The following is a 23992-nucleotide window of genomic DNA, read 5'->3' as shown; positions in this document are numbered from 1 at the left end:
CGAATGAATCCGTCCAGTCATGCTCCCTCCCAGGGCGTCAAATACTCGCCCAGTTCCTCGATGCCGTAGACGAACACGACCCCGAGCACGTTGATGACCAGCAGCGCGACGTACATTCGTGTGATCGTGAACAGTTGCCAGGAGTTCCAGATCACGTAGCCGAGCCCGGCGTTCGCGCCGACCATCTCGATGACGACGATCAGCACGAACCCGATCCCGAATCCCAGGCTGAGTCCGGCGGTGATCTGCGGCAGCGCCCCCGGGATGATGACGTCGCGATACAGTGCTGTCGTCCCAGCCCCGTTGTCGATAGCGGCGTCGACGTAGACGTCGTCGATCTGCCTGACCCCCGCCATCGTGTTGACTGCCACGAGCAGGAACACCGCCACGCTCATAGTGAGGATGCGTGCGAGTTCGGTGACGCCGAACACGGAGAAAGCGATCGGCAATAGCGTGATCTTCGGAACCGGATACAGTATCGCGATGTGGGGATTCACCAGCAGTCGGATCTCCCGTGACCATCCCATCGCCAGCCCGACTGCGATCCCGCTGGTGGCCCCCAGCAGGAACGCCAGCAGGATCCGCCGGAGGCTCACTCCCAGGTGATACAGCAGCTCCCCGTGGAGGATCTCCTCGAACGTCGCCGCAAGCACCGTCGTCGGTGCCGGGAAGAACACCGGATGAACCAGGGCACCACGGGAGGCAACCTCCCACAGCAGCAGCACCGAAAGTATCGGAAGGAGGTTCAATCGGAGCCGGGTGCCGATCGACGAGCGGGATCGCATGGCCGGTCAGGGGGTCCGTCCGCTCGACCGTTCGACCGACCGCTCCACCTCGTCGCTCAGGCTCGTCCACACCGCCTCCTGGATCTCCTCGAACCGGTCGACCGGGATGTTGTCACGCGTGCGGGGCCGGTCGAGATCCACGTCGACGACGGTCTTTATCCGACCCGGCCTGGCAGACATGACGCCGATCCGATCGCCGAGGTGGATCGCCTCCTCGATGTCGTGTGTGACGTAGACGACGGTCTTTTTCGACTCGTTCCACAGGGAGAGCAACTCCTCGAGGAGGTACTGTTTCGTCTGTGCGTCCAGCGCTCCGAACGGCTCGTCCATGAGGAAAATCTCGGGATCGTTCGCGAACGCCCGCGCGATGCTCACCCGCTGTTTCATCCCGCCGGACAGCTGGTGTGGATACGACTCTTCGAAGCCGTCCAGGTTCACCTTCCGGATGTACCGCCGGGCGATCTCGTGACGTCGGGACTTCGGGACGCCGCGCATTTTGAGCCCGAACGCGACGTTCTCGATGACCGACTTCCAGGGGAAGATCCCGTACTCCTGGAAGACCATATTGGTCGTCGGCCGGTCGTCGGGTTCAGGTTTCAGGATCTCTATCTCCCCGGAGTCACACTCCAACAGCCCGCCCAGAAGCCGGAGGAACGTCGACTTGCCGCAGCCGGAGGGGCCGACCAGACAGAAGAATTCCCTGTCGTACACCTCGAGGGTCACGTCTTCGAGCGCCGAGACGTCCCCGGAGGGCGAGCGGTACACCTTGTTGACCGCCGTCGCCCGGAGGCAGGGATCGCCTCGTCCGGACGCCGGCCTCGATCCCCCGCCCTCGATCGACTCGCTCTCGACTGACGCGTCGCCGTCACCGTCGTCGATCGGGGCGGAAGCGTCCCGCATCGCGAGCCGATTGGAGTTCGAGCTACTGGAACGTTTCCGTTCGGGGACGTCCGGCCACGATCGCGATCCGAACTGAGGAGGCCCCGGCGTCACGGGTGATCACTCGCAGATCCGTTCTCCGGGGAACCCCTCGGGAACGGTGATCTCCCCGACCGGTGCGTACGGCGCCGGCGCCGTCTCGCTCCACTCGTGGATCGTGCCAACCGACGGGGTTGCCTCCGACTCGTCCAGCCGTCCGACCTCATCGAGGGCAGCATCAAGCAGCGTTTCGTCGACGACCTCGTCGGCGGAGACGGTCTCGTCGAGATAGCCGCGACACGCGTGAAACTCCTGTTGCCGCATCAGGCTGTCGACGTTCATCCGGCCGTTCTTGTGGACGAGCGACGGGATCGACGCCTGGATCGCCGGAACGGGGACGTCGATCTCCTCGCTGATGATCGAGGCGACCTCCTCGTTCGGGAATCCCCCCAGATCGTAGTACTCGCGGATCCCGAGGAGATACGCCTCCAGCCACCGTCTGGCGACGTCGGGTCGATCCTCCATGAACGGTTCCCCGAAAAAGTACGTCGCGATCTGCATTCGGGGGGCCAGCTGCGAGCCGTACAGCAACTGTCCCGCGCCGGTTTCCTGGGCGACCTGCAGTCCGAGCGGATCGGGGATCGTACAGGCGTCGATCTCCCCGGAGCCCATCGCCGAGATCATGTCCGGGAACGGCATCTCCGTCACCGTCACGTCGTCCCACCCCATGTCGTTGAGCTGGAGCAGCCGCCCGACCAGGTAGTCCATCGCCGTCGCCTCCCCGTTGATCGCCACGGTCGGATCCTCCGGGAGATCCGAAAAGGACATCCCTTCCTCGTACAACTCCGCTCGAATCCAGAACCTGTTGCCGGACGGCTGGTCGTCCCAGTACTGCGTCTGGTCTGCCACCGCCCGCACGGGAACGTCCTGGGCGATCGAGTTGAACACGCCCGCCCCGATCGAGCCGCTCGCGACGTCGAGATCCCCGGACGCGAGCTGGGGAACCGCCTGGCTAGCGCCGGCGATACGTTCGGTTTCGATCTCGATGTTCCGATCCGCGAAGAACCCCCGATCCTTGGCGATGAACACCTCGGCGACCGCGGCGATCGGCAGCGTCCCGAACGCGACGGTGTCCGTCGTTTCTCCGACGTCGCCGAGACAGCCGCCGAGTGACGTCGCCACGGCGGCGCCACCGAAGGCTAAAAACCCCCGTCTCGATGTCCGCTCACCTCGCTGAATCGATCGACTATCGTCCATTATCTGTTATAGATTTTCTGTAACGTGGTATAAGGGTTGTGGTCAGTCCGTTCAGCGGAGAACAGGGATACCGGGAGATCGGTGCTACTCCACCGAGGAGAGTTCTGCGGGTTCGATCACGGGATCGTCCGGGAAGTCCCAGTCGATACCGTCCTTGCGGGTTTCACGTTCCAATACCGCCACGATGTGGCCCTGGATCATCCGGGCGTCGGCCGGGCTCATGTGTTCGAACAGTTGGTCGAGGCTGGTCTCTTCGGTCTCAGGATCGTCGAGTATCACCAGGACGCCGGTGATCGCCTCGAGCAGGATCGTGTAGTTGTTCCGATCCAGGAACATCTGGATGTCGTCGGTCTCGACTCCGCGTCCCAGCACGCCGATGAGCGTACTGTGGATGTTGAACTGGGGACCGATCCCCTTCGGATGCTCCGAGACGAAGATCTGCATCCGGGAGGGTTTATAAATCGTGGCCCGGGTGTCCGCCGAACCCGACGGGTAGAGGCTCCCTTCGTCTACCATTTCCTTGGTGAGATTGTACAGCGTACTCTGGGGGATCGACGTCTTCTCGGTCAGCCCTTTGATGTCGAGCCCCTCGTGGAGCCAGGCCTCGTGCCAGATCTTGCATTTCCGTGGCGACGCGAGCAGTTGGCCCGCGGCGACGACGGTGTCTACCGTGGTCCGGATCTCGTCCCGGGGGAACGAAGGGGTGGCGTCGTCCCGACCGGACGAAGCGTTGTCGGCCATCTCAGTTATATGTTTTCTGGAATACGCAATAAGGCTGCTGGTTCTCGACGTTTTCCGGGAGCGAGCCGTCTTGGCCGGTCCGTCCGCGTCAGCCCACCAGCTCGTCGAGCTTTGCGAGATACGCCTCGCGTGGCAGCTGGTACGCCTCGCGGAACTCGATCTCGCCGGCGGCGAACTGCTCGGCCAGCGAGACGGCCCCCTCGAGCGCCTCACTGCAATCGTCGTAGGCTCGACGTTCGAGTTCGATCTCCGGTTCCAGGAATAGCACCACCTGCCAGCCGCGTTTCTCCCGGCGTGCGGCTGCCGGACGCGAATCACGCGGCCCGTCGGTCACGTAGAGCGTCGGCAGACAGGGAGCGGGAAACGCACTGGAGTCGAACACGTCCGGCCGATACGTGAGCACGACACGCCCGTCCGATCCGTCGTTCCACACCGTCCATCCGTCCGGCAACGTCGGCAGGTCCATACCCCCATTGTGAGCTACAGCCGCAAAGCGATCCCGCTCCAGTGACGGTTTCTCGGTGTAGTACTTAAAGGAGGCTCATTTTTTACATGATATCATTCCACATGACTTCTCTTCGTCTTTGGCTTTTCACTGTGGAATAACAAGGGGTCACGATACATTTAAATATCTTTAATTCTCATGAACATAGTAGTCCCGGTACCGGACCGGACACGCCGACCACCCCCGTCCGCTGGTCCCCGAACGATGTGTCGTCCGCTTCGACGTCCGGTCGCCGCGGAGGTGTGGTAGCTGAACACACATAACAATGACCTCGTCCAACGCGTTCCGGGCGGACGACGCGCCCCGGAAACGAACCCGAACCGACCACGAACGCACCGACCACGAACGTATCGAGTACGAACGTGAAACGACGCCCGTGCCGACGCCCGTGTCGACGACCGTGCCGACGCCCGTGTCGACGACCGGGAGGAAACGATGACGTCCGGGCGGACGCTCGAGGAGATCAGCCGAGAGTATCGCGAGTCGGTACCATCGGATCTGCGAGAGGCGAAGTCGTTCGAGTGGTATCTCGAGGAACTGTACGAGGACCCGCACATCGCCCGCAACGCCCACCAGCGGGTCGCGGACATGTTCGACCACTACGGCACCACCTACGACGAACAGCGTGGCGTCGTCGAGTACCGGCTCGCCTCCGAGGACCCGCTGCACGACGGCGAACACGTCTTTTACGGCCGAGAGATCCACGAGGCGATCCACGAGTTCGTCAACAAAGTGAAGTCGGGGGCACGCGGGCTCGGGCCCGAAAAGCGGATCAAGCTGTTGCTCGGGCCGGTCGGTTCCGGAAAGTCTCACTTCGACTGGCTGGTGCGGCGCTACTTCGAGGCGTACACCCTCGAGGATGCCGGCCGGATGTACACGTTCCGGTGGACGAACCTGTGTGACGTCATCCGGGATCAGGACCCGGCCGACGACGAGGTCCGGTCGCCCATGAATCAGGATCCGCTCGTGCTGCTCCCGGCGGGACAGCGCGACGAGATCATCGAGGATCTCAACGAGCGGCTGGACGCGCCGTACACGATCCGGAACGACCAGTCACTGGATCCGGCAAGCGAGTTCTACATGGACGCGTTGCTCTCCCACTACGGCGATGATCTCGAGGCAGTCATGGAGAATCACGTCGAGATCGTCCGACTGACCGCAAGCGAGAACAAGCGCCAGTGCATCGAGACGTTCGAACCGAAGGACAAGAAAAACCAGGACGAGACCGAACTGACCGGCGACGTCAACTACTCGAAGCTCGCTGTGTACGGCGAATCTGACCCGCGAGCGTTCGATTACGCCGGTGCGTTCTGTAACGCCAACCGTGGGATCTTCTCGGGGGAGGAGCTGCTGAAACTCCAGCGGGAGTTCCTCTACGACTTCCTGCACGCCACCCAGGAGCGGACGATCAAGCCGAAGAACAACCCCCGGATCGACATCGACCAGGTGATCGTCGGCCGGACGAACATGCCGGAGTACCGCGAGAAGACGGGCGACGAGAAGATGGAGGCGTTCAACGACCGGACGAAACGCATCGACTACCCGTACGTCCTCGAGTACGAGTCGGAGGCGAACATCTACAGGAAGATGCTGCGCAACGCCGATGTCCCGGACGTGAACGTCGAACCCCACACCCTGGAGATGGCGGGACTGTTCGGCGTGTTGACCCGGATCGAGGAGCCCTCTGACGAGTCGGTCTCGCTGTTACAGAAGGCGAAAGCGTACAACGGCGAACTCGACGAGGCCGACGCCGTCGACGTGAAAAAACTCAGGGAGGACGGCGACTCGCGCGCCGAGATCGCAGAAGGGATGTCGGGCGTGTCGGCCAGGTTCATCGGCGACGAGATCGCCGAGGCGATCATGGACGCGACCCACCGGGAGCGCGGATACCTCTCGCCGCTTTCGACGTTCCGTCACTTCGAGGCGAACCTCGAGAGCCACGGCTCGATCGACGCCGACAACCTGAAGCAGTACGAGCGGCTGCTCGAACTGGTCCGCGAGGAGTACAAAGAGCGGGCGATCGAGGACGTCCGACACGCGCTGGCGTACGACATCGAGGAGCTGCGCCGGCAGGGTGAAAAGTACGTGGATCACGTCATGGCCTACATCGACGACACCACCGTCGAGGACGAACTCACCGGCCGCGAGGGGGAGCCCGACGAGACGTTCCTCCGTGCGGTCGAAGAGCGGCTCGACATCCCGGCGGATCGCAAGGACGACTTCCGGCAGGAGATCTCCAACTGGATCTCCCGGCGGGCCCGGGAGGGAACCACGTTCGATCCCCACGAGAACGACCGGCTGCGGCGGGCGCTGGAACGGAAGCTCTGGGACGACAAAAAGCACAACATCAACTTCTCCGCGCTCGTGTCCGCAAGCGAGACGGACGACGACGACCGTGCCGCCTGGATCGACGCCCTGGAAGAACAGGGGTACTCGGCGGCGGGAGCCCGGGAGGTGCTCGAGTTCGCCGGCGCCGAGGTCGCCAAAAGCGAACTCGAGGAGGATGTCTGAGGGGGGCCGGCCGGCGGACGCCGACGCCTACCGCCGGGCCGCAGACGAGGCGCTTTCGGAGGCGTTCGAGCCCCCGATGAGCCTGAGCGAGTACGTCGATGCCGCGTTCAGCGACCCACAGATCGCGGCGGGGGCGGCCAGATACCTCCTCGATGCGATCGAGTCTGCGGGCACCCGGACCGTGTTCGAACGGGGCGAGCGCATGACCCGCTATCGATTCTTCGACGACCCGTACGGCGACGGCGAACACGCGGTTCTTGGCAACACCGCGACACTCAACGCGTTCGTCGACGATCTGCGGGCGATCGTCACGGGCCGGGGAAAAACCGAGAAGATCATCTGGTTCGACGGCCCCACCGCCACCGGGAAGTCGGAGCTGAAGCGGTGTCTCGTCAACGGGCTCCGGGGCTACTCCCGAACGCCGGAGGGGCGCCGGTACACCCTCGAGTGGAACGTCGCCGGCGCCACACAGGATCGGAGCCTCGGCTACGGGGACGGCTACGCCGACGAGGAAGACTGGCACGCGAGTCCGGTGCAGGTCCACCCGCTGTCGGTCTTCCCCCGGGAGGTCCGCGAAGAAATCGTCGACGACCTCTCGGAGCTGGTCGACGGCGAGATCTCGGTGCCGGGCGAACTCGACCCGTTCAGCCGGGAGGCGTACGACTACCTCGAAGAGCGGTACCGGCGATCCGGTCGGAACGATCTCTTTTCAGCGGTGACCGACGGCGAGCACTGCCGGGTGAAAAACTACCTCGTCGACGTCGGCCGGGGGATCGGTATCCTCCATGCGGAAGACGACGGCACACCCAAAGAGCGGCTCGTCGGCTCGTGGATGCCCGGGATGCTCCGGGAGCTCGATTCACGGGGGCGGAAAAACCCGCAGGCGTTCTCCTACGACGGCGTGCTCTCCCAGGGGAACGGCCTGCTTTCGGTCGTCGAGGACGCGAGCCAGCACGCCGACCTGCTGCGAAAGTTGCTCAACGTTCCAGACGAGGGTCACGTCAAGCTCGACAAGGGGATCGGGATGGACGTCGACACGCAGCTGATCGTCATCTCGAACCCGGATCTCGATGTCGAACTGGACCAGTACGCCGACCGGGACGGCACTGATCCGCTGAAGGCGCTCAAACGCCGTCTGGATCGCCACGAGTTCCGGTATCTCACCGATCGGACGCTCGAAGCGGAGCTGATCCGTCGCGAGCTGACCGGGGAAAGCGAGGTGTGGGCGACCGCCGCGGGGATCGACCCCGACGAGCGGGTCCGGGAGGCCGTCCACGTGCCGATCCATGACGGCACCGGCCTGGTCCGGGAGCTTGCTCCACACGCAGTTGCGGCGGCGGCAACCTACAACGTCGTGACTCGTCTCGACGCAGATCGGCTTCCCCCGGATCTCGGAACCGTCGAGACGGCGATCCTGCTCGAGCAGGGGTACGTTCAGACCGGCGACGAGCGCCGCGAGATCGACGAGTTCGATTTCGGCGGCGAAGGGGGCCGGGACGGCGGCAGAGACGGCGGAAGAACCGGAGATCGAGGCGGCGCCAGAACCCGCAGCCACGATGGACGAAGCGGGATCCCCGTGACCTTCACCCGCGACGTGATCGCCGAGCTCCTGGAGGAGCCACGGGATCGGTCCCATCCGGAGCTTTCAGTCGAGAACGTGATCATGCCCGACGACGTGCTCGACGCGATGGCGAACGGGTTGGCTACCGCCCCGGTGTTTTCCCGGGCGGAAACCACGGAGTTCGAAAGCCGGGTCGCAGCGGTGAAGTCCCACGTTCGGGACCGCCAGGAGGCCGACGTCCTCGACGCGATGCTCTCGGAGGTTGGCGTCGACGAGGCGGCTGTCACCGAATACGTCGAGCACGTGTACGCCTGGGACACCGGCGGCACCGTCGACACTTCCCGGGGCGAGGTGGAGCCGGACCCGCTGGTGATGAAACTGTTCGAAACCGAACAGCTCGGTCGGTTCGACGAGGCCGATTACGAGGGCTCATCGCCGGGTGACGACGTGGCGGAGTTCCGGCGGACGAAGGTGATTGCGGCGCTGAACAGGTACGCGTGGGAGCACCGGGACGAGGACTTCTCCGTCGAGCGGGTCGACCTCCAGGAGGTCCCGATCATCCAGACGGTGCTCGAGGCCGACAGTTGGGACGACGTCAGGCGACTGTTTCCGGACTTCGATCCCGGCCAGTGGGCGGACCCCCCTGTAGACACCGAAACCGCCACGGTGAAGCGACAGACGATCGACCGGCTGTGCGAACGCGGCTACTCCCCCGCGTCGGCCGAACTGACGACCGGACGCGTCCTCCGGGAGGTGGCACACGAATGGGACTGAAAGACGACCTCGATCGGTTCAGCGACGTCGGAGAGCAGCGCAGACAGGACCTCTCGGAGTTCATCTCGCACGGCGATTTGACCGGATCATCACCGGACCGTGTCCGGGTCCCCGTCAAGATCGTCGATCTGCCGTCCTTCGAGTACGATCGCCGGTCGATGGGTGGTGTCGGGAAAGGCGAGGGCGCACAGCCGGGACAGCCGGTTTCGGTTCCCGGAGAGGACGGAGACGGTGACGGCGAGGAGGACGGCGAGCCGGGAGACGAAAGCGGGGATCACGAGTACTACGAGATGGATCCCGAGGAGTTCGCCCAGGAACTCGACGAGGAACTCGGTCTCGATCTCGAACCGAAGGGGAAACGCGTCCTCGAGGAGATCGAAGGGGAGTTCACCGACGTCACCCGCACCGGCCCCGACTCGACGCTGGACTTCGAGGAGCTGTTCAAGCGCGGCCTCAAACGGAAACTCGCGACGGACTTCGACGGGGAGTACGTCCGGGAGGGGCTGCGCGTCTCGGGGGCGGACGTCGACGACGTCTACCGGTGGGCTCGCGGAAAGCGGATTCCGGTCTCGCGTGCGTGGATCGCCGACGCCGCGGCCGACCTGGCCGGGGAGACCGACCGCTGGGAGAGCTTCGAGGATCTGGAAGAGCACGTCGAGCGGGAGCCGGTCTCGGTTCGGCTCCGGCAGGAGGGGATCCAGAAGATTCCGTTCCGCCGGGAGGACGAACGCTACCGCCACCCGGAGATAATCGAACGGAGACAGAAGAACGTCGTCGTAGTAAACATTCGGGACGTGTCGGGGTCGATGCGCGAGCGGAAACGCGAACTCGTCGAGCGGGTGCTCACACCGCTCGACTGGTATCTCACCGGCAAGTACGACGAGGCACAGTTCAGGTACGTCGCCCACGACGCCGAGGCGTGGGAGGTCGAACGCGGGGAGTTCTTCGGCATCCAGTCGGGCGGTGGAACGCGGATCTCCGCGGCCTACGAACTGGCTGCCGAAATCCTCGAGGAGTACCCGTTCGAGGAGTGGAACCGGTACGTCTTCGCCGCCGGCGACAGCGAGAACTCCGCGAACGACACCCGCGAGCGCGTGATCCCGCTGATGCGGGAGATCGACGCCAACCTCCACGCCTACGTGGAGACCCAGCCCGGCGGCGGCGCGGTCAACGCCACCCACGCCGACGAACTGCTGGAGGCGTTCGGAGACGCAGACGACGTCGCCGTCGCGCGGGTGTCCGAGGCCGACGACGTGACCGACGCGATTTACGAGATCCTGAGCACGGAGAGTGACACCGAATGACAGACGCCCACGGGAGTGACGACAGATGAGCAACGCATACAGGGACGAGAGGCTGCTCGCAAAGCGGGAGGCCACTCAGCTTTCGCGACCGGTTCGGGAGGCCCGGAACCTGGCCCGGAAGCTCGGACTCGACCCGTATCCGGTGAACTACTGGGTCGTCGACCACGAGGAGATGAACCACCTGATCGCGTACGACGGCTTCCAGCGACGGTATCCTCACTGGCGATGGGGAATGAAGTACGATCGCCAGCGGAAGCGCGACCAGCACGGGCTCGGGAAGGCGTTCGAGATTGTCAACAACGACGACCCCGCGAACGCGTTCCTCCAGGAGTCGAACTCCCTGGCCGACCAGAAGGCAGTCATCACCCACGTCGAGGCCCACGCGGACTTCTTCCGGAACAACGAGTGGTATCGGCTGTACGCGGATCGGGGGGAGGAAGGCCCCGCCGCCGCGGCGATGCTGTCCCGCCACGCCGATGCGATCGAGGAGTACATGGAAGACCCCGAAATCCCCCGCGACGATGTCGAACGGTTCATCGACGCGGTCAGTTGTCTTGAAGACACGATCGACCAGTACCGGCCGCTTTCTGGCGACCCCGACGACGGGTCCGGCGGCGGGCCATCCGGCGACGGGGTCTCCGGCGGCGACGAATCCGATGGAGCGGAGGACGGACGCCGAGAGGAGTTCGCCGATCTCGAGATATCAACGGAGGTTCGGGAGGCAGTCTTCGACGAGGAGTGGCTGGACGCGGAATCCGAGGGCACCCCGTCGGAACCGAGGCGTGACGTGCTCGGATACCTTCTCGCACGGGGTAAACAGTACGACGAAGACGAGGGGAAAGCCGTCGAACGTCCGGAGTGGCAGACAGATGTCCTCTCGATGCTTCGGGAGGAGGCGTACTACTTCGCCCCCCAGAAGATGACCAAGGTGGCAAACGAGGGGTGGGCGAGTTACTGGGAGTCGCTGATGATGGCAGACGAGCAGTTCGCCGGCACGGACGAGTTCCTCACCTACGCCGACCACATGTCGCGGGTGCTCGCCTCGCCCGGGCTGAACCCTTACAAACTCGGCCGGGAGCTGTGGGAGTACGTCGAAAACCGCACCAACCGGCGCGAAGTCCTGGAGCGACTGCTCCGGGTCGAGGGCGTCACCTGGCGGAACTTCGAGGAGACGGTCGATCTGGGGTACGTCCGTGACCTCCTCGAACCCGACGAGACCGTCGCGAACGTCGGCTTCGAGACGCTCGACCGGCTGGATCCCGACGATCCGCGGGTGGACGCGCCGGCGCTTGAGGCCGCCAGACGGACCCGCGACGGGGGAATCTCTCCCGACGACGAGGAAGCCGTCGACGCCGATCGATATCCTTGGAAACTGCTCACCTACGAGGGACTCGCAGAGCGTCACTACTCCCTCGTCAAACCGCACAACTACGGCGTTCTGGAACGGGTGAGCCGATCGCAACTCGAGCGGCGTGCGCGGTATCTCTTCGACGACGAGCGCTACGGGAGCATCGAGGAGGCGATCGCGGACGTCCCCTACTCCGCCGGCTGGGATCGCCTCTTCGAAGTGCGGGAGAGCCACAACGACGTGACGTTCATCGACGAGTTCCTCACACAGGAGTTCGTCGACGAGTACGACTACTTCACCTACGAGTACTCCCGGACTGCCCAGGAGTATCGGGTCGCGTCGACCGACGCCGCGGACGTGAAAAAGAAGCTGCTGTTGCGGTTCACCAACTTCGGGAAGCCGACGATCGCCGTCTACGACGGCAACTTCGACAACGCGGGTGAACTGCTGTTGGGTCACCAGTACAACGGGGTTGCGATCGACGAGCAGCAGGCACGCGCGACGCTCGAACGCGTCTTCCGGCTGTGGGGGCGGCCGGTGAACCTCGCGACGATCCGGGTCGAGTACGACGACCGCGAGATCGAGGTCGCCAGGCGGCGCTCGCAGGAGCCGGAGGGGACCGAGGTCGGCGTCCGGATCCGATACGACGGCGACGAGTTCGAGGAGCACGAACTCGACGACGACTTGTTCGACCAGTTGGCGGCAAACGACGTCGATTACGACACGAAGCCGGACGACTGGCTCGCATGAGTTGCCGGCTGGCCCTGCCAGCCGTCAACAGCGCAGGATTGATATCAGCAGCGTGACGACTGTTGTGTATGACAACGGGGGGTGCCGAACCGTCGGCGAAGGGGGCGACCGAGACGGAGGGGGCGACCGCGTCCGGATCGACTGCCCGGGAAGGGGCCGACGCGGGCAATCTCGCGGAGACCGAGATCCACGACGTGCTCCGAAACGAGCGACGCCGCCTCGCACTCGAGCGACTCTCGGAGCGTTCGGAACCGACGAGCGTGAGCGACCTGGCCGAACACGTCGCGGCGATGGAAACGGGAGAGCGTCCGCCGCCGGGGAACCTCCGGCAGAGCGTGTACGTGTCCCTCCACCAGACGCATCTCCCGAAGCTCGACGATCTCGGAATCGTCGACTACGACACCGATGAAAAGACCGTCGATCTCACGGATCAGGCCGATCAGGTAACCGTCTATCTCGAAGTGGTGCCCCGATACGGCCTCTCACGGAACGAGTTGTATCTGGGGCTCGCGGTTCTCGGAATCCTCTTGACGCTCTCCGCCGCGCTCGGTGTTCCCGGATTCGCGGCGGTCGCGCCGGGGACGTGGGCGCTCGTCGCGCTCGCGCTGATCGCGATCGCAGCGACGTTTTACACCGCAAAACAGGGCGAGACAGTGTTCGATCGGCTCTAGTTTGCGCTTCCTTGTTGTCCGGTCTCGTCTTCACCGAGGGGATGTGTCGTCTTCGAGTCGCATCCGCCGGCTCGAAACAACGTGCACGAGTGCCGAAACGAACAGCACGAGGCCCACGACGGCCGAAAGCGTCGTTCCGGTGATAATCCCCGCCGGAAGGACGCCGAGGGCGAGGGCGACGGTCGCCGCAAGCGAGACGGCGCCGAGTCCGAGGTAGTATTCGCTCCAGGGAAGTTCGTGTTTCCCGACCGTCTCGAGATAGACGTCCAGTTCGGCTGCGGCGGGCGTCAAGGCGACCCGACCCCTGTGAGGTTCGTACTCGATAAATCCGCCGTCCGCCAGTTTCGGGAGATGCGTCTGGTGGAGTGACGTGTACACCCGTTTCCGTTGTCGATAGGACACTTCGGAGGGGTCGACGTCATTCTCCCAGGCGGCGATCCGCTCGGTGAGCGTCCGGACGCTCGACTCGCCCGGATTCCCCTTCAGGTATCGGAGCACATCGCGGCGCCGTCGGTTGCTCAACGTCGCGAACGTCGCGTCCAGGGAGAGTTCCGTTCCTGTAGACGCCACGCACGTAGCTGACGGTCCGAAGGTCTGTTGCTGCCGTCGGGAGGAAACCGGCGTCGTCGAAAACTGCAGATCTAGCTGTGGCTTCTGTGTTGATTTCATAAAGATTATCTATTGTATTAGATAGGTTTCTACGTATTAACTCTGTCGTCGAAAAGAACGTTTCGGGTTGCTGCCGGGGAGTTCGTCATTTCCGGGGTACCTTTTATACTGTGCCCGGCAAACTCCGATCGAGATGCGTTTCACCGTCGATACCGAGACCGGAACTGCGGTTCACGACGTGACAGAGCAGGTGACGGACGTTCTCCCGCCGTCCGCAGACGGCGTCGCCACCGTGTTCGTTCGCCACACCACCGCCGGCCTCGTCGTCAACGAGCCCGAAGAGCGGCTCCTCGGGGACGTGGAGACGTTTCTCTCGGAGCTCGTTCCCGACGAGGGGTGGGAACACGACCGGATCGACGACAACGCCGACTCCCATCTCCGGGCGCTCCTTTTGAGTGAGAGCGTTACGGTTCCAGTTCGTGACGGCGAGCCGGACCTGGGGACGTGGCAGGCGATCCTGCTGGTGGAGTGTGATGGGCCCCGGTCCCGCACACTCGACGTCGTCGTTCACTGAAAAAGGGGCGACGTGGCGGGTGTGGATCACTGAAAAGGTGACCCGCTCTCGCTATGCACTTCTCTCGTCACTTCGTTCCTCAGAAGAGTGCTCGCTAGGGGATTTGAACCCCTGTCATCGGCTCGAAAGGCCGATATGATTGGCCGGGCTACACCAAGCGAGCGTGCAACCGCACGTATTGCTGCCTTCGATTTAACTCTTCTCAACTACGGCCAGTGTGTGGGCCGACGGCACACATTTATATCCAGTCCGTTGTCGTTTGGAACATGACGGAACCGAACGACTCCGAAATGGGAACACCTCACACTGAGAGTTCGGGAAACGCGGGTCCGGACGATCCAAATATCGACGACCTGATTGCGAAACTCGAGCGGCTGGAGACCACCGTCGACGACGACCACGAACGACGCAAGGTGCGTCAAACGATCGCCCTCGTCGAGCGAATGCCCGGTAGCCGGGCGTTCACCCGGCGAGTGAGCAAGTACACGACCCGGGACATGGCGGAGGCGTTCGTCGGGGCAGTCCTGTTTTCCCTGCCGCTTCTGGTCGAGGACGGCGTTTTCGAGATCGCCGACTATCTCACGTCCGTCACAATCGCCTCGGTCCCGCCGTTCTTCATCGCGAACGTCGTGTTCGTCGTCGTTCTCACTGCCGGAATGTTGTACTACACCGACTTCCGTGACGTCCAGATCCATCGCCCGGTGTTCGGCATCATCCCACGTCGGCTGATCGGCGTCCTCGCGATCTCGCTACTGACGGCGACGCTGATGATGTACATGTGGGGCCGCCTCGCCGCCGAGGATCCGACCTCCTTCGAGACCGTCGGACGGGTCACGGTCATCTGGGCGGCGGCCGCCTTCGGGGCGGCGCTGGGCGACATCCTCCCCGGCGAGTCGACCGGGACGGACGTAAGCGAGCTGCTTGACCGTCCCGATTCCGAAACGTAGCCGGGAGTTTTTCGCCGGGCGTCCGCGTACCGTTCGGTCGATGACCGACGAACCCGATCCCAGAGCGGATGATCCGCCGGCCCGGTCGCGAACCGATCCCGAAATCGAACGGGGAAGGAACCGACACGAGATCGACCGAGAGAACCCGGACGTGTCGGATCTCCTCACGGAGCTTGCAGCGCTCGAAGAGACCGTCGACGCCGAGCACGAGCAGCGGAAGGTCCGCCAGACGATCGATCTCGTCGAGCGGATGCCGGGTAGCCGGGCGTTCACCCGGCGAGTGAGCAAGTACACGACCCGGGACATCGCGGAGTCGTTCGTCGGTAGCATCCTGATCTCGCTGCCGCTTCTGGTCGAGGACGGTGTCTACGACATCGGCGATCACTTCCTCGCGGTGACTGTCGGCGGTGTCCCGGTGTTCCTCCTCGCGAACGTGGCGTTCATCGTTCTCCTGTCGGCCGGGCTGATGTACTACGCCGACTTCCGGGACGTCGACGTCCAGCGAATCCTCGGCATCGTTCCCCGCCGGCTCCTCGGTGTACTGGCCGTCTCGTTCATCACGGCGACGACACTCATGACGATGTGGGGCCGGGTCGAGGGGTGGGAGGATCCCGGCGTTGCGTTCGCCCGGATTTCCGTCATCTGGACGGCCGCCGCCTTCGGGGCGGCGCTGGGCGACATCCTCCCCGGCGAGTCGGAAGGACCGGACATCCGCGACCGGTTCGACTCCTTTACCGAAGCAGTCGGAGGCGGGGACGACTGACGTCGCCCGGATGCTCAATACGCTTCGGCCCCTACCGAAAATATGGAACGGAGCGACGATCTCGAGGCGCTCGCTAGAGACCTCCGGGAGGCCGACACCGCCATCGCGCTCACCGGAGCAGGGCTGTCGGCGGCCTCGGGGATCCCGACGTTCCGGGGCGAGGACGGGATCTGGGGGGAGGAGTTCTCGGAGGCGGATTTCCACGTCACTCGCTTCGAACGGGATCCCGAAGGGTTCTGGGAGGATCGGCTGGAGCTGAACGAGCTATTGCGGCCCGACGACATCGAACCGAATCCGGCACACGAGGCGCTCGCGGACCTCGAAAACGCCGGAATCCTCGACGCCGTCGTCACTCAGAACACCGACGGATTACACACTGCCGCTGGAACCGGGACGGTACTGGAGTTGCACGGCAACGCCGAACGCGTTGTGTGTCACCGGTGTGGTCGGCGAAAGCCCGCCCAAGCGATCCACGACCGGATCCGGTCGGGGGAGAACCCGCCGACCTGCGGGGAGTGTGGCGGGGTGTATAAGCCGGACGTCGTGCTGTTCGGCGAACTACTGCCCAAAGACGTTCTCGGACGTGCCCGTCGGCTGGCGGAAGACAGCGACGTGATCGTCGCCGCTGGCTCCTCGCTCCAGGTGGATCCGGCCGCGTCGTTGCCGAGCTACCAGCGGGACGGCGTACTCGCGATCATTAATTTCGAGCGAACCCGGTACGCATCGCGGGCGACGTACACGTTTCGCGAGGACGTCACCGAACTGCTGCCCGCCCTCGCAACGCGAGTGTTGAAGTGTGATCCGGAGTGACCTCCGAGTATGGTCATCCGAGCGTTCGCCCCGGGAAGTGTCACCGGACTCTTTGCCCCGCCACCCGCGGAGGGCGGCGCCTCCAGGGGTGCGAGCTTCGCGATCCGGGACGGTGTCGTCGTCGAACTCGAACCGGCCGACACGATCTCGGTTACCGTCGAAGGGGAACCGGCCCCCTTCGAGCCGGTCGAGGGGCTATGTTCGGATCTCGGGGTGACTGCGTCGGTCGACGTGCGCCCGGAGGTACCGCTGGGCCACGGGTTCGGGGCCAGCGGGGCGGCGACGCTGGCGACGGCGATCGCCGCGGCCGACGCGTTCGATCTCCCCCGATCGCGGGCCGAACTCGTCGACGCCGCCCACCGTGCGGAGATGGCGGCCGGAACTGGCCAGGGCGACGTGTTCATTCAGGAACGCGGCGGCCTGCTGTGGACCACTGACGCGGGGATCCGACGAACGGTTCCGTCTTCACCGATCGAGTACGCCACGGCCGGCGGGATCGACACCGCCACGATGCTGGACGACGAGGCGTTCATGACTGCTGCCCGCCGTGCGGGAATCCGGGGACTCGACGCGCTCGATTCCGAGCCGACGCTGCGGCAACTGGCGGAACGCTCCCGGGAATACGTCGCCGAAACCGGAATCGCGACGTCGTTCGTCGACCGACAGATCGAACGTGTCGAGGCCGCCGGTGGGGCTGCCGGGATGGCGCTGTTCGGCGAGACCGTCTTCGCCGTGGACGTGGACGGTATTCTGCCCGAACGCACCCACGTCTCCCCCGTGGGTGCGAGACTGTTGTCCGGGACCTGACCGTCGGAATGTCGAAAACGGGAGCCGCTCAGGAGCCGTACCGCTGGAACTACTGTTCGAGAACGACGAGAGCAAGTCGCTATTCGAGATACTCTTCTTCGCGTTCGTCTTCCTCGACCGCGTCGTCGACCCGCTTTCGCACGTCGACGCGGTAGTGCTGGAGGATGTCGCGGCCGAGCAACAGCGGGTAGTCCATGTGCGAGCGGTCCTCGACGCTTGCGGTGACGGTGTGCTGGTTGCCGCCGATTCCGATCACGAGATCGACGACGGGTCGGGCCTTGCCGGTCTTCATGCTTCCGGACTTCACGCGGGTCATACTCTTTATGGGTCCGGCTCCGATATCGGCGGCGAGTTGGGTGTCGATGCTCGTTCGGGTTGCGCCGGTGTCGGACTTGGCGTGGGCCTGCTTCGAGCCGCTGGTACCGATGACCAGTACTTCCTCGATGTAGCCGATGAGCGGCGTCTCGCCCAGATCGGTCCGGATCGGTCTCGGTGCCGAGGCCGGCCGGGAGTCGTCGAGCGCCGTCGAGAGCCCCTCGACGCGCTTCTCGTCGACCTCGCCGCCGACGGTTTCGATCGCGTGTTTGGCGATGTGCGGGGCGGGCGAGACACCGGTCGCCTCGAACAACCCCTTGAACCCTGCCGTCGGGTTCACCTCCAGTACGTACCAGCCGTCGTAGCCCTCGACGAGGTCGACGCCGGCGTAGTCGAGCCCGATGACTTCGGTCGCGTACAGCGCGGTTTCGGCGGCCTCTTCGGGCATGTCGTCAGCGTCCTCGACGGCACCCCCGAGCGCGACGTTCGTCCGCCAGTCGCCTTCGGGTGCGTACCGGTACATCGCGCCGACGATCTGATCGCCCACGACGTACACACGCAGGTCCCGGTGTTTTTCGCCGTCCCTGTCGATCAACTCCTGGAGGAACGCCTGCCGGTTCCCGACCTTCGGGTTCACCGGCTCGGTGAGATCTACCTTCCAGGTGCCGCCGCCGTGGGTCCCGATCGCGGTTTTGTAGACGCCCACCTCGCCGAACCGTTCGCGGCCCTGGTTGAGCCGCTGGTTCGACAGCGCAAGCAAGGCGTCCGGAACGCGGATGTTCCAGTCGGCCAGCGTCGCGGCGGTTGCGAACTTGTGGATCGCCGTGAGCACCGCCCCCGGCTCGTTGAGCATCGGCCGGATCCGGTTGAACGTCGTCGCGAGGCCGAGTGCTTCGGCTGGCTCTTCGGTGTTCGAGAGCAACAGCCGGTTCGCGATGACGTCGATGTCGGGTTCGACGCTCACCTCGCCGTCCTCGATAGAGACTGCCGCGTTCTCTCGCCGGAGCCAGATCCCTTCGTGTCCCAGGTCGTCGATCGCGTTGCAGATCGCTTTCGTCTCCTTGCTGTTGTGCAGCGACAGTACGCCGACTCGGACTGGCTCCTCAGACATGAATCCACATATTTGGGGTACGTCAATATGTTTGCCGGTTTTTCAGTCTTCAGTTCCCTGCCGTTCCGGAGTCTCGCCGTGCTGTCCGATCATTTAAGTCCACGCACGTTTGATCCCGGTCATGGCCGCGTCCGGGGACGTTTTCACGTTCAATGGGGGGAAGGTAGAACCCGGGGAGCGACAGAACTTCCGGTATCGGATCAGCGAGACGTATCTGGGGGATCCGGTTCGCATCCCAGTGACGATCATCAACGGCGAGCGCCCCGGTCCGACCGCGTTTCTCTCTGCAGCGTCTCATGGCGACGAACTCAACGGTATCGAGGTGGTCCGGGAGGTCGCCCACGAGTGGGAGCTGTCCGACCTCGCCGGGACGCTGGTCTGTCTGCCCGTCCTCAACGTCCCGGGGTTCATCGCTCAACAGCGATATCTACCGATCTACGATCGGGATCTGAACCGTTCGTTCCCGGGTGATCCCGAATCGACGAGTTCGAAACGGATGGCCCACCGGATCTTCACGAACTTCATCGAGCCGTGTGACGTCGGAATCGACTTCCACACCTCGACCCGGGGACGGACGAACATGCTCCACGTGAGAGCGGACATGACCGACGAGGAGGTCCACCGGCTCGCGATGGCGTTCGGATCGAAGGTGGTCATCGACAGTGAGCCCCCGGACGGGACGCTCAGAGGGGAAGCGACGAACGCCGGAACGCCGACGATCACCGTCGAGATGGGGGAGGCACACCGGTTCCAGCGGGATCTGATCGACGACGCGCTCGCTGGCGTCCAGTCGGTTTTCGCGGAGTACGGGATACTGGAATCTGCCGCGGTCCGGTGGCCCGGATGGCGGACCATCGTCGCCGGCGGCACAGAGAAGACGTGGATCCGCGCGGACGGGGGCGGAATCGTCGACATGCACGCCTCGCGCGGCGAACTCGTGCGGGAAGGCGAGCAGATCGCGACGATCACGAACCCGTTCAAGGCGGACGACGTCGCCATCGAGGCGCCGTTCACCGGCGTTCTGGTCGGCATACTCGAAAATCCAGTCGTGTATCCCGGCAACCCGCTGTGTCACCTGGTCGAACTCGAGCCGGAGGTTCGGCGGGTACTCGAATCACGGGGGTGAGAGTCGCTCCCCCCGGTTCCCGCGTTACGCTCGGGTGTTCCCTAATTGTCGGAGACTACGTAACTACTATACCCCCCCGCGACGACCGCCCAAACGTTATGAGTCAGTCGTACAACAGGGGCGTGATCGAGGACTTTAGCCGCTGGCGGGAGTTCTCGGCCGGGATGTGGGCCTGGATCTTCCACAAGTTCACCGGCTGGGTGCTCGTGGGATACCTGTTTACCCACATCGCCGTGCTCAGTACGGCGATCCCCGCAGCGAGTCAGGACCCGTCGGTGATCGCGGCCGGAAACGACATCTACACCCAGACGATCGTGACGCTCGAGGAACTGTTGCTGGTTCGCGTTCTCGAAGTCGGATTGCTCGCTGTCGCCGTGTTCCACATCCTGAACGGGACGCGGCTGCTGTTCATCGACCTGGGGATCGGCCTGGAGTCACAGGACAAGAGCTTTTACGCGTCGTTGATACTGACGGGCGCAATCACCGTCGCGTCGGTACCGACGTTCATCGCGGGGGCGTTCTGAGATGGCACAACAGTACTCTTCCTTCCAACACGGCGGGACGATGTGGCTGCTCCAGCGGATCACGGCGGCGTTTTTGATCGTCGTGCTGGCGTTCCACTTCTTTTTGCTGCACTTCGTCTATCACGCCGACGAGGTGTCGTTCGCGTTGACAGCCGGACGCATGGAACAGTGGAGCTACTACTCGCTAATGGTGCTGTTTTTGATTACGGCGACGTTCCACGGCGTCAACGGCGTGTACAATGCGCTCATAAATCAGGGGCTTTCGGGCACGAAGCGCACCGCGGTGAAGTGGATCCTCGTCGTCGCCAGCGTCGTCGTGATCGTACAGGGAATCAGGACAGCGAACGCCTGGGCCGGGATCGGGGTGTTTTGAACCATGAGTACAGACGCAACTGAAACTGCGGCGGCCGAAACGGAGGCAGAAACGAACGTGGCAGCCGAAACGGAAGCGGAAACGGACGCGGCGGCCGAAACCGGAACCGCGACCGAGACAGAACCGGATGTACCCTCGCCGGGCGAACGACGCAGGGAGGCCAAACGTGAGCGTGCAGCCGAACGCGACGCGGAGGCCCAACGCGAGGCCGAAGACGTGGCGGCGTCGGCCGACGACACCGTCCATCTACGCGTGTTCAGGTACGATCCCGACGTCGAAGGCAAGACGGAGCCTTACTTCGATGACTTCCACGTTCCGTTCACGAAGGGGATGACCGTCCTGGACGCGCTGATCTGGGCGCGGGACAACTACGATCCCTCCCTCACCTTCAGACACTCCTGTCGGCAGGCGATCTGTGGGTCGGACGCGCTGTTTGTCAACGGGAGACAGCGACTCGCCTGCAAGACGCAGATCAGCGACATGAGCGAACCCGTCATGGTCGAACCGCTCCCGCATTCGGCGGTCGAAAAGGACCTCGTCGTCGACATGGAGCACTTCTACGACCAGATGGAGGCGGTCGAGCCGTACTTCCAGACGAACGAACTCCCCGAGGACGAACTCGAAGAGCAGCGACAGACGCGGGAGAACCGAGAGAAGATCAAGATGTCTACGCGGTGTATCTGGTGTGCCGCCTGTATGTCCTCGTGCAACATCGCCGCCGGGAACAACGAGTATCTCGGCCCTGCCGCGCTCAACAAGGCGTACCGGTTCGCCATGGACGAGCGGGAGGGCGAGGACATGACGGAACACCGGTTGCAGCTCATCGAGGAAGAGAACGGCGTCTGGCGGTGTCAGACCCAGTTCTCCTGTACCGAGGTGTGTCCGAAGGACATCCCGCTCACCGAGCACATCCAGGCGCTCAAGCGTGAAGCGGTCAAACACAACCTGAAGTTCTGGTGATCCAGACGCGAGAAGACACTCAGATCAAACTATGCACGAATACGACGTCATCGTGGTCGGCGCGGGCGGCGCCGGTCTCCGCACGGCGATCGCGGCACAGGAAGCGGGGGCCGACGTGGCCATCGTCACGAAGCTCCATCCGGTCCGGTCCCACACCGGCGCGGCGGAAGGCGGCGTCAACGCCGCCCTCCACCCGGACGACTCGGTGGAGGATCACGCCTACGAGACGATGAAGGGGTCGGACTACCTCGCCGACGCCCCCGCGGTCGAGACGTTCGCCGAGAACATCCCGCGGGAGGTCGTTCAACTCGAACGGTGGGGGATGGCGTTCTCTCGCGAGGAGGACGGTCGCATCTCCCAGCGACCGTTCGGCGGAATGGCGTTCCCGCGGACCGCCTACGCCGGGGCCGAGACCGGTCACCATCTGCTCCATACGATGTACGAACAGGTGGTAAAACGCGGCATCACGGTCTACGACGAGTGGTACGTGACGCGACTCGTCGTGACCGACGAGGACGACCCGGCAGATCGACGCTGTCACGGCGTCGTCGCGATCGACATCGGGACCGGCGAGGTAGCGGGCTTTCACGCCCGTAACGGCGTGGTCCTCGCGACCGGCGGCGCCGGTCAGGTGTTCGAACACACCACGAACGCCATCTCCAACTCGGCCGACGGGATGGCAATGGCCTACCGTGCGGGGGTGCCCCTGGAGGACATGGAGTTCATCCAGTTCCACCCGACGACGCTGCCCTCGACGGGGGTGTTGATCACCGAGGGCGTCCGCGGGGAGGGGGGAATCCTCTACAACGCGGAGGGAGAGCGGTTCATGTTCGAGCGCGGCTACGCGAACAACGCCGGCGAGTTGGCCTCCAGGGACGTGGTTTCCCGGGCGGAGCTCACCGAGGTGAACGAGGGTCGGGGAATCGAAGACGAGTACGTCCATCTGGACATGCGCCACCTGGGCGAGGAGCGCATCATCGACCGGCTGGAGAACATCGTTCACCTCGCGGAGGACTTCGAGGGCGTCGATCCACTCGAGGAGCCCATGCCCGTCAAACCCGGCTGTCACTACACGATGGGCGGGATCGAGACCGACGAGAACGGCCGGACTCGCATCGATGGATTGTACGCCGCCGGCGAATGCGCCTGCGTCTCGATGCACGGTGCGAACCGCCTGGGCGGGAACTCGCTCGCGGAACTGCTCGTGTTCGGCGAGCGCGCCGGTCGAGACGCCGCAGGCGGGGAAATCGAGGAACCTGAGGTCCCGACCGGCAGGACCGACGACGCCGAGGAGGCCGACTTCGAGCCGCCGGTCGCGCTCGGGACCGCCGGCGTCGAGCCCGCCCCGGTCGCGGACGGCGGCGCGATGGCCGCCTCGCCGGCCGACCTCGTCGAGAACGCGGCGGAGTCCGAACGGGCGCGGATCGATCGGCTGCTCGAACGCGATGACGGCGTCAACCACGCCAGAATTCGGGCGACGGTCCAGGACACGATGGGCCAGCACGTCAACGTGTTCCGCGAGGAGAGCGGTCTCGAGCAGGCGCTCCGTGACGTCCTGGAGGCCCGGAGCCTGTATCAGGAGGTGCACGTGGAGGATCCCTCGCGGACGTTCAACACCGACCTGATCCAGGCGCTGGAGACGCGCAACGTCATCGACGTCGCGGAAACGATCGTGGTCGGCGCGCTGGCCCGCGAGGAGTTCCGTGGCGCTCACTGGCGCGAGAAGCACCAAACCCGCAAGGACGACGAGTGGCTCAAACACACCTTCGTCTCGTGGAACGACGGCGATCCGAAGCTCTGGTACCGGCCGGTAGTCCTCGAGGGCGAGATGCAAAACTACGAGCCGAAAGAGCGAAGCTACTAACCCGGCTCGCTGGCGGTCGCGGCTTCTTGCGATCGCAGCCTCGGCAATTGCCGACTGGAACGAACAGTACAATTAGGTTGCTGT

23 protein-coding genes and 1 tRNA gene are annotated in these 23992 nt (G+C 64.3%); 16 read left to right on the top strand and 8 right to left on the bottom strand.

Annotated features, from left to right (window positions below; genetic code table 11):
* Positions 1-17: 17 nt before the first annotated feature.
* The 5 genes from AArcSl_RS05830 to AArcSl_RS05810 all read right to left on the bottom strand — a co-directional run bounded on the left by AArcSl_RS05830 (position 18) and on the right by AArcSl_RS05810 (position 4167).
* The gene (locus AArcSl_RS05830) at positions 18-785 is read right to left on the bottom strand and encodes an ABC transporter permease (protein WP_119816313.1); all 768 of its coding nucleotides are present in this window, start codon (positions 783-785) and stop codon (positions 18-20) included.
* Positions 786-791: 6 nt separating this feature from the next.
* On the bottom strand, positions 792-1685 hold the full coding sequence (locus tag AArcSl_RS05825; protein ID WP_119816310.1) for an ABC transporter ATP-binding protein: 894 nt from the start codon (positions 1683-1685) through the stop codon (positions 792-794).
* A 99-nt stretch (positions 1686-1784) separates the two neighbouring features.
* Entirely contained in the window at positions 1785-2960 is a 1176-nt protein-coding gene (locus AArcSl_RS05820; protein WP_119816306.1) for an ABC transporter substrate-binding protein, read from the bottom strand.
* Between the two features lie 84 nt (positions 2961-3044).
* A complete protein-coding gene (locus AArcSl_RS05815) occupies positions 3045-3701 on the bottom strand; it encodes a hypothetical protein (protein WP_119816303.1) in 657 nt (218 codons plus the stop codon).
* 88 nt (positions 3702-3789) lie between these two features.
* Positions 3790-4167, bottom strand: coding sequence for a DUF5820 family protein (locus AArcSl_RS05810; protein WP_119816300.1), 378 nt, complete (start codon positions 4165-4167; stop codon positions 3790-3792).
* Positions 4168-4471: 304 nt separating this feature from the next.
* Between AArcSl_RS05810 and AArcSl_RS16770 the strand changes: the two genes are divergently transcribed.
* The 6 genes from AArcSl_RS16770 (at position 4472) to AArcSl_RS05785 (ending at position 13125) form a co-directional block, all read left to right on the top strand.
* Positions 4472-4645, top strand: a complete 174-nt coding sequence (locus AArcSl_RS16770; protein ID WP_154670802.1) for a hypothetical protein — start codon at positions 4472-4474, stop codon at positions 4643-4645.
* A complete protein-coding gene (locus tag AArcSl_RS05805; protein WP_119816297.1) occupies positions 4642-6717 on the top strand; it encodes a PrkA family serine protein kinase in 2076 nt (691 codons plus the stop codon). The genes AArcSl_RS16770 and AArcSl_RS05805 overlap by 4 nt, the downstream gene beginning before the upstream one ends.
* The gene (locus AArcSl_RS05800; RefSeq protein ID WP_119816294.1) at positions 6710-9052 is read left to right on the top strand and encodes a PrkA family serine protein kinase; all 2343 of its coding nucleotides are present in this window, start codon (positions 6710-6712) and stop codon (positions 9050-9052) included. The genes AArcSl_RS05805 and AArcSl_RS05800 overlap by 8 nt, the downstream gene beginning before the upstream one ends.
* The gene (locus AArcSl_RS05795; protein ID WP_119816292.1) at positions 9043-10356 is read left to right on the top strand and encodes a DUF444 family protein; all 1314 of its coding nucleotides are present in this window, start codon (positions 9043-9045) and stop codon (positions 10354-10356) included. Before AArcSl_RS05800 ends, AArcSl_RS05795 begins: the two co-directional genes overlap by 10 nt.
* Positions 10357-10381: 25 nt before the next feature.
* Entirely contained in the window at positions 10382-12454 is a 2073-nt protein-coding gene (locus AArcSl_RS05790; RefSeq protein ID WP_119816289.1) for a SpoVR family protein, read from the top strand.
* A gap of 68 nt (positions 12455-12522) precedes the next feature.
* The gene (locus AArcSl_RS05785) at positions 12523-13125 is read left to right on the top strand and encodes a DUF7344 domain-containing protein (RefSeq protein WP_245883375.1); all 603 of its coding nucleotides are present in this window, start codon (positions 12523-12525) and stop codon (positions 13123-13125) included.
* A 30-nt stretch (positions 13126-13155) separates the two neighbouring features.
* On the opposite strand, the gene AArcSl_RS05780 is transcribed toward AArcSl_RS05785, so the two are convergent.
* Positions 13156-13695: a DUF7344 domain-containing protein gene (locus AArcSl_RS05780; RefSeq protein WP_119816287.1), complete on the bottom strand. Its 540-nt coding sequence runs from the start codon at positions 13693-13695 to the stop codon at positions 13156-13158.
* A 232-nt stretch (positions 13696-13927) separates the two neighbouring features.
* Between AArcSl_RS05780 and AArcSl_RS05775 the strand changes: the two genes are divergently transcribed.
* Positions 13928-14308 carry a secondary thiamine-phosphate synthase enzyme YjbQ gene (locus tag AArcSl_RS05775; RefSeq protein WP_119816286.1) on the top strand — a complete coding sequence of 127 codons (381 nt, stop codon included), beginning with the start codon at positions 13928-13930 and terminating at the stop codon, positions 14306-14308.
* An 88-nt stretch (positions 14309-14396) separates the two neighbouring features.
* Here the strand turns inward: AArcSl_RS05775 and AArcSl_RS05770 are convergent.
* Positions 14397-14471, bottom strand: a tRNA-Glu gene (locus AArcSl_RS05770).
* A gap of 103 nt (positions 14472-14574) precedes the next feature.
* Here AArcSl_RS05770 and AArcSl_RS05765 point away from each other — a divergent pair.
* Genes AArcSl_RS05765 through AArcSl_RS05750 form a run of 4 tightly spaced genes read left to right on the top strand, consistent with a single transcriptional unit; the run spans position 14575 to position 17635 of the window.
* Positions 14575-15255, top strand: a complete 681-nt coding sequence (locus tag AArcSl_RS05765) for a DUF2391 family protein (RefSeq protein ID WP_119816284.1) — start codon at positions 14575-14577, stop codon at positions 15253-15255.
* A 40-nt stretch (positions 15256-15295) separates the two neighbouring features.
* On the top strand, positions 15296-16018 hold the full coding sequence (locus AArcSl_RS05760) for a DUF2391 domain-containing protein (protein WP_119816282.1): 723 nt from the start codon (positions 15296-15298) through the stop codon (positions 16016-16018).
* 42 nt (positions 16019-16060) lie between these two features.
* Complete coding sequence (locus AArcSl_RS05755) at positions 16061-16828, top strand: Sir2 family NAD-dependent protein deacetylase (protein WP_119816280.1); 768 nt, start codon at positions 16061-16063, stop codon at positions 16826-16828.
* 9 nt (positions 16829-16837) lie between these two features.
* On the top strand, positions 16838-17635 hold the full coding sequence (locus AArcSl_RS05750) for a GHMP family kinase ATP-binding protein (RefSeq protein ID WP_245883373.1): 798 nt from the start codon (positions 16838-16840) through the stop codon (positions 17633-17635).
* 79 nt (positions 17636-17714) lie between these two features.
* Here AArcSl_RS05750 and AArcSl_RS05745 read toward each other — a convergent pair whose 3' ends face one another.
* The gene (locus tag AArcSl_RS05745) at positions 17715-19061 is read right to left on the bottom strand and encodes a putative ATP-dependent zinc protease (RefSeq protein ID WP_119816278.1); all 1347 of its coding nucleotides are present in this window, start codon (positions 19059-19061) and stop codon (positions 17715-17717) included.
* 121 nt (positions 19062-19182) lie between these two features.
* Here AArcSl_RS05745 and AArcSl_RS05740 point away from each other — a divergent pair, with 121 nt between their 5' ends.
* The 5 genes from AArcSl_RS05740 to AArcSl_RS05720 all read left to right on the top strand — a co-directional run bounded on the left by AArcSl_RS05740 (position 19183) and on the right by AArcSl_RS05720 (position 23908).
* Positions 19183-20187, top strand: coding sequence for a succinylglutamate desuccinylase/aspartoacylase family protein (locus tag AArcSl_RS05740; RefSeq protein ID WP_119816276.1), 1005 nt, complete (start codon positions 19183-19185; stop codon positions 20185-20187).
* Between the two features lie 98 nt (positions 20188-20285).
* Positions 20286-20711, top strand: a complete 426-nt coding sequence (gene sdhC, locus AArcSl_RS05735; protein ID WP_119816274.1) for a succinate dehydrogenase, cytochrome b556 subunit — start codon at positions 20286-20288, stop codon at positions 20709-20711.
* Between the two features lies 1 nt (position 20712).
* Positions 20713-21084, top strand: coding sequence for a succinate dehydrogenase (locus AArcSl_RS05730; protein WP_119816272.1), 372 nt, complete (start codon positions 20713-20715; stop codon positions 21082-21084).
* A gap of 3 nt (positions 21085-21087) precedes the next feature.
* Positions 21088-22044: a succinate dehydrogenase/fumarate reductase iron-sulfur subunit gene (locus AArcSl_RS05725; protein ID WP_119816270.1), complete on the top strand. Its 957-nt coding sequence runs from the start codon at positions 21088-21090 to the stop codon at positions 22042-22044.
* A 31-nt stretch (positions 22045-22075) separates the two neighbouring features.
* Positions 22076-23908 carry an FAD-binding protein gene (locus AArcSl_RS05720; protein ID WP_119816267.1) on the top strand — a complete coding sequence of 611 codons (1833 nt, stop codon included), beginning with the start codon at positions 22076-22078 and terminating at the stop codon, positions 23906-23908.
* Positions 23909-23992: the final 84 nt, after the last annotated feature.

Source organism: Halalkaliarchaeum desulfuricum (genome assembly GCF_002952775.1).
Lineage (GTDB): Archaea > Halobacteriota > Halobacteria > Halobacteriales > Haloferacaceae > Halalkaliarchaeum > Halalkaliarchaeum desulfuricum.
This window is presented reverse-complemented; position numbering and strand designations above follow the sequence as displayed.

What these genes read in the sequence shown, in the direction of transcription:
- AArcSl_RS05830 (WP_119816313.1), bottom strand. Translation starts at nt 785, where the DNA reads ATGCGATCCCGCTCGTCGATCGGCACCCGGCTCCGATTGAACCTCCTT.
- AArcSl_RS05730 (WP_119816272.1), top strand. Translation starts at nt 20,713, where the DNA reads ATGGCACAACAGTACTCTTCCTTCCAACACGGCGGGACGATGTGGCTG.
- AArcSl_RS05825 (WP_119816310.1), bottom strand. Translation starts at nt 1,685, where the DNA reads ATGCGGGACGCTTCCGCCCCGATCGACGACGGTGACGGCGACGCGTCA.
- AArcSl_RS05790 (WP_119816289.1), top strand. Translation starts at nt 10,382, where the DNA reads ATGAGCAACGCATACAGGGACGAGAGGCTGCTCGCAAAGCGGGAGGCC.
- AArcSl_RS05775 (WP_119816286.1), top strand. Translation starts at nt 13,928, where the DNA reads ATGCGTTTCACCGTCGATACCGAGACCGGAACTGCGGTTCACGACGTG.
- AArcSl_RS05755 (WP_119816280.1), top strand. Translation starts at nt 16,061, where the DNA reads ATGGAACGGAGCGACGATCTCGAGGCGCTCGCTAGAGACCTCCGGGAG.
- AArcSl_RS05815 (WP_119816303.1), bottom strand. Translation starts at nt 3,701, where the DNA reads ATGGCCGACAACGCTTCGTCCGGTCGGGACGACGCCACCCCTTCGTTC.
- AArcSl_RS05740 (WP_119816276.1), top strand. Translation starts at nt 19,183, where the DNA reads ATGGCCGCGTCCGGGGACGTTTTCACGTTCAATGGGGGGAAGGTAGAA.
- AArcSl_RS05765 (WP_119816284.1), top strand. Translation starts at nt 14,575, where the DNA reads ATGACGGAACCGAACGACTCCGAAATGGGAACACCTCACACTGAGAGT.
- AArcSl_RS05760 (WP_119816282.1), top strand. Translation starts at nt 15,296, where the DNA reads ATGACCGACGAACCCGATCCCAGAGCGGATGATCCGCCGGCCCGGTCG.
- AArcSl_RS05745 (WP_119816278.1), bottom strand. Translation starts at nt 19,061, where the DNA reads ATGTCTGAGGAGCCAGTCCGAGTCGGCGTACTGTCGCTGCACAACAGC.
- AArcSl_RS05725 (WP_119816270.1), top strand. Translation starts at nt 21,088, where the DNA reads ATGAGTACAGACGCAACTGAAACTGCGGCGGCCGAAACGGAGGCAGAA.
- AArcSl_RS05810 (WP_119816300.1), bottom strand. Translation starts at nt 4,167, where the DNA reads ATGGACCTGCCGACGTTGCCGGACGGATGGACGGTGTGGAACGACGGA.
- AArcSl_RS05795 (WP_119816292.1), top strand. Translation starts at nt 9,043, where the DNA reads ATGGGACTGAAAGACGACCTCGATCGGTTCAGCGACGTCGGAGAGCAG.
- sdhC (WP_119816274.1), top strand. Translation starts at nt 20,286, where the DNA reads ATGAGTCAGTCGTACAACAGGGGCGTGATCGAGGACTTTAGCCGCTGG.
- AArcSl_RS05785 (WP_245883375.1), top strand. Translation starts at nt 12,523, where the DNA reads ATGACAACGGGGGGTGCCGAACCGTCGGCGAAGGGGGCGACCGAGACG.
- AArcSl_RS05750 (WP_245883373.1), top strand. Translation starts at nt 16,838, where the DNA reads ATGGTCATCCGAGCGTTCGCCCCGGGAAGTGTCACCGGACTCTTTGCC.
- AArcSl_RS05805 (WP_119816297.1), top strand. Translation starts at nt 4,642, where the DNA reads ATGACGTCCGGGCGGACGCTCGAGGAGATCAGCCGAGAGTATCGCGAG.
- AArcSl_RS16770 (WP_154670802.1), top strand. Translation starts at nt 4,472, where the DNA reads ATGACCTCGTCCAACGCGTTCCGGGCGGACGACGCGCCCCGGAAACGA.
- AArcSl_RS05820 (WP_119816306.1), bottom strand. Translation starts at nt 2,960, where the DNA reads ATGGACGATAGTCGATCGATTCAGCGAGGTGAGCGGACATCGAGACGG.
- AArcSl_RS05800 (WP_119816294.1), top strand. Translation starts at nt 6,710, where the DNA reads ATGTCTGAGGGGGGCCGGCCGGCGGACGCCGACGCCTACCGCCGGGCC.
- AArcSl_RS05720 (WP_119816267.1), top strand. Translation starts at nt 22,076, where the DNA reads ATGCACGAATACGACGTCATCGTGGTCGGCGCGGGCGGCGCCGGTCTC.